This window comes from Candidatus Cyanaurora vandensis (assembly GCF_013285555.1).
In the GTDB taxonomy this organism is placed as follows: domain Bacteria; phylum Cyanobacteriota; class Cyanobacteriia; order Gloeobacterales; family Anthocerotibacteraceae; genus Cyanaurora; species Cyanaurora vandensis.
The window spans coordinates 1-4218 of sequence record NZ_JAAXLT010000102.1; the positions used below are offsets into that span (position 1 = coordinate 1).

At 52.7% G+C, this 4218-nt stretch carries 2 protein-coding genes and 1 pseudogene; all 3 read right to left on the reverse strand.

Annotation, left to right across the window (positions count from 1 at the left end; translation table 11 throughout):
- Window positions 1-71 precede the first annotated feature (71 nt).
- The gene (locus HFM78_RS06920; protein WP_287128698.1) at window positions 72-983 is read right to left on the reverse strand and encodes an ATP/GTP-binding protein; all 912 of its coding nucleotides are present in this window, start codon (window positions 981-983) and stop codon (window positions 72-74) included.
- A gap of 4 nt (window positions 984-987) precedes the next feature.
- The gene (locus HFM78_RS06925; protein ID WP_287128699.1) at window positions 988-3705 is read right to left on the reverse strand and encodes a GAF domain-containing protein; all 2718 of its coding nucleotides are present in this window, start codon (window positions 3703-3705) and stop codon (window positions 988-990) included.
- Window positions 3706-3802: 97 nt separating this feature from the next.
- Window positions 3803-4218, reverse strand: a pseudogene (locus HFM78_RS06930) (AmpG family muropeptide MFS transporter); the annotation flags it as partial.

Consider the following 4218-nt stretch of genomic DNA (forward strand, 5'->3'; position numbering starts at 1 on the left):
CCATAACACCCGGAAGAGTGAGGAGCGTCTCGACAGTGAAGTCCATGATTCAACTGATTGCGACTACTCCATTATACACCTCTTACACGGAAGAGCCCAGCCGCGATAGCGAGTGTGAGAATACGACGCATACCATCACCCATACTTCCCAATGGAACTGGCTCCAATTGATGCTCCATTTTGAGAATAACGCTATTTGACGCTTGTCCACTTGTAAAATTAATACGTTCAACACGGGGCTCTAGAATTTTTAATGCCTCTAAAACTTTGTTTTCATCAGGTCTAAGATTAATCTTATCCCAAAGAGTAGCCAGCCTACTAAAGCTCAAATTACTAGTGCTGAGGAACATATTTGAAGCCAATTCATCAGACCGCCTGAAAGAAGGTCGTCCTAGATTACGTGCAGCAGTTGTGTCTAACCTACCAGTTGGACTTACGGGAAACTTAAAAACCACTTTATTACCGTAGTCAAATGTAACTGAAAGATTGCTTTCGACATTAAGATCATCCGATAGTTCTTCAGGTATTTCATCAATAAAAGTTTGAAGATAGAGTAGACCTTGTTTAGCTGAAGAGGGTTGATTAGGTTCTAGCTGCAGGGAAATACCAATAGAGTACTCTTGCTCTTTGCTTGAAAATATTTTAATGGATTGATCCTCTCTCAACTGATGTTCGTAGAAGATATGTTTGACTTGATAAACACGACGACGCATAAACCTTCCATCGAGTTCCACGAATGAGAAATTCTCATCGCGATCATCTAATCTTTCAAATAAAGCTTGAGGTCTTCCCTGGTTGATCAAGATCCAAATAGCTTCTAGAAAACTTGTTTTCCCGCTGTTATTATTTCCTACAATCAAATTAACCCGTGCTAGATTATCTACCTCAAGATTTTTGAAGGTTCGGTAGTTCTGAACGGTGAGGTCGCGTAGCATTGTGCGCTCATGATTGTCTTGTATCATACCATATTTTAGTTCAAGCATCCCCCTACGCCTGGGGCATCAAGGGCAGTAGCACGGTGAAGGTCGAGCCCTCACCCACTTCGCTCTGGACGTTGATCTGACCGCCAAGTTTTGTAACGGTTTCCTTGGCGATGGCGAGACCTAGACCGGCCCCGCCTTTGGAATGATTCATTACGTCCTCTACCCGGATGAAGGGCTGGAAGAGGGTAGCGAGTTTGGGGGTGGGGATGCCCTGACCGTCATCGCTGACCCTGAAAGCAATTCGTTCAGCTTGGGGTTGGGCTGAAAGGGTGACTTGGACGCCGCTGGGGGTGTGTTTGCAAGCGTTTTCGAGCAGATTATAGAGAATAGTTTCGAGTTTTTGTTCATCGCTAACAAAGGCCACACCCGCCGTCTGGTCCTGAAAATGGACGGTGGCTCGGTAACAGTCTGCTAAGGGGAGGATTCGTTTGCAAAGACGATGAAAGAAGGGCTCAAGCGCAATCGTGTGAAAATTGAACTGCGTATTATTGGATTCCAGATTAACCAGGGTGGTGAGATTGTTGAGTAGTGCGGTCATACGGTTGCACTCAGTCTGCATCTGTTCAAGTTCTTCATTGGTAATGAGTTCACGGTCTAACAGCAGGGTTTCAACAAACAGTGAAATTGAGGCGAGGGGGGTCCGCATCTCGTGGCTGGCAATCGAGACCATGGTGTTGCGATAAGCGTTGAGTTCTTTGAGTTGCTGGCTCAACTGACGCAACTTCAAAAAAGTATTGGTTTGGGCATAGGCGAGGAGGGCTTCTTGGATGAGACGGCTGAGCAATTGCTTCTCGATGGTCCGCCAGTTACGTTCTTCGCGGTCAAGGACCAGCAATACCCCCGTGAGTTCCGGTTGGACGACTAACCGCTCTCCGAGCCCACTGTAATTCTCAGACCCCAGCCCTTCCAGGGGACCACTCAGGGCCACACACTCCGGGGTGTTGAGGATGTAGTCCAAGAGGGGCGCGTGGGGTAGAGGGTCTGGTTGGTCATTGAGTAAAGCCGGACGGGTATAGTTGAGGACCTGCCAAGTGCCCGCCCGCAGGGTCAACAAGATGACTTGGGGTGCGTCTAGGGCTTGGGCGGTCTGTTGGAGCAGCCGTTCCCATACATCGGCCCCCGTATCCACTGCCCGTAACCGCCGGACGGCTTGGTTAAGTTTGGTCTCTAGCTCGACCCGCTCCTGGGTCTGCTGAAATAGCATCGCCTGTCCCAGAGCAATTCCCACTTGGTCTGCTACCGCCTGGAAAATCTCCCGTTCCTCATGAGTCCAAGGCTGGGGCAGGAAACAGCGGTGCAGACATAAGATCCCGTTGGGTTGCCCCTGGTGAGCCAAGCCGCAGAGCATGACCGCACGGGTTGCCCCCCGTTGGAAAGTCTCACGCCAGTTGAGGAAACGAAAATCCGTGTCCGTATCTTCCACGCCAATCGGGACCGCCGAGGTGAGGGCCTGACCATCTGCATCCGCTTGAGGCCAGGGTAAGAAGGGGTCTACCAATGGGATACCCGGTTTACAGAACTGATGCAAGACCTTGAGACCCGCCGCCTGGGGATCGTAATTCAACAACACACACCGGTCCACGTTGAGACCCTGACCCAGCCGGTCCACGGCTGCCCCCATGACTTCGTTGGGGTCCAGGGAGTTGCGGATATCTTGGACAATCCGGTTAATGAGGATCTGTTCGAGGAAACGGCGGCGTTCCATCTCATAGAGTTTGGCCTGGGTCGTCGTCACCCCGATGAGGTTCGCCATCCCTTGAACTAGGCTTTGTTCCTGTTCCGTCCAAATTCGGGGCTGGTCACACTGCTCTAGAGATAGATAACCCAGGAGTTGCTTTTGTAAAATAATCGGGTGGGCCAGGATTGCTTTTAGCTGTAACCGCTGGATCGTTGTCTTGCTCAAATAGCCCCGCAGGTCCCGTTGTAGGTCGGCAATGGAGGTGGTGCGGTCCTGACAAAGTTGCTGGTATAGCCCACTGATCTCCTTGACCGTGAGACGCATCCCCAAGGGGTAAATATAGTAGCCCGTCGTTTTTTGGGTGAAAGCACGGACCTCGAACTCCCGTGAGTCCGCTAGCCAATAGATCACGGTGCGGGTGGGACCCAGCCGGTCGTGCAGTTCGTCTACAACCGCTTGGAGGACGGTCTCGACATCGTAGGCTTGGCGCAGCCGGTCTGCCATCGTCAAGAGTGGTGAGGTCAACTGCTCTTGACGGCGAGCCAGTCCTTGGTCCGCGACAATCGCGCTCCCGACCAGACTCCCCAGCAACATCAAGCATTCCTCCGCCTCCGCTTGGAGCAGTAGCCCCCAGCGACTCTGACCCAGGACCCCCAGCCCGAGACACTCGCCCTGCACCATAAGCGGGAAGGCCACAACCCCGTGGAGTCCCCATTCCTGACTGAGTTTCCACCAGGGCCGACAGCGCGTGTCCTGCTGAATATCAGGAATCTGTAGGAGTTTGTGGTGTTGCGTAACCAAGTCTTCCAGGTCGCCCGGTTCGATGAAACGGGGCGTGAATAAAAAACCGTGGTAGCTGGGATAGCAGCCACCCTTGCCCAGGATGGCGCGGCCCTTATCCTGCAATAATCCCACCCACACCAGTTCACAGCCCAAACTCTCCTGGAGGCCCTCGTAGAATTGTTTGAGCTTGACCTCTAAGACCCCAGGAGCTTGCAGGAGGCTCCCCAGCCGCGAGACTGCTGCGATGAGATTGTGAGGCATCGGCGTAGACCGTAGGTGGTGCGGGGTTGGGCGACTGGGGGTATTCTCCAAACCCTAACAAATTTACGGCTGGGGTTAAGTGAAGTTTTCAAAAAGCTCAAACTGTCGGCTGGACTGGTTTCCAAGGGGCAAAACGGGGTAGTAACAAGAGCCCCGGCACCGCCGCCGCCACGGTAAACAGGAAAAATCCCGGCCAGCCCAGGACCAAAGCCAAGCTCCCCGCTGGGGCAACCAGGATATCGCGGCTAAAGGCCATCAAGCTCGACAACAGGGCGTACTGGGTTGCTGAAAATCGAGCATTACACAACCCCATCAGAAAAGCGACAAACCCCGCCGTCACCAGACCCGCACAAAAATTCTCTAGAATGACCGTCGCAATCAAGGCCGGATAGTCACGTCCCACCACCGCTAAGCCGTAATAGGTCAAGTTGCTGAGAGCTTGCAACCCGCCGAAGATCCACAAGGAACGATGGACACCCAAACGGTCCAGGACTAAACCCCCCGCCAATACCC

What these genes read in the sequence shown, in the direction of transcription:
- HFM78_RS06920 (WP_287128698.1), bottom strand. Translation starts at nt 983, where the DNA reads ATGCTTGAACTAAAATATGGTATGATACAAGACAATCATGAGCGCACA.
- HFM78_RS06925 (WP_287128699.1), bottom strand. Translation starts at nt 3,705, where the DNA reads ATGCCTCACAATCTCATCGCAGCAGTCTCGCGGCTGGGGAGCCTCCTG.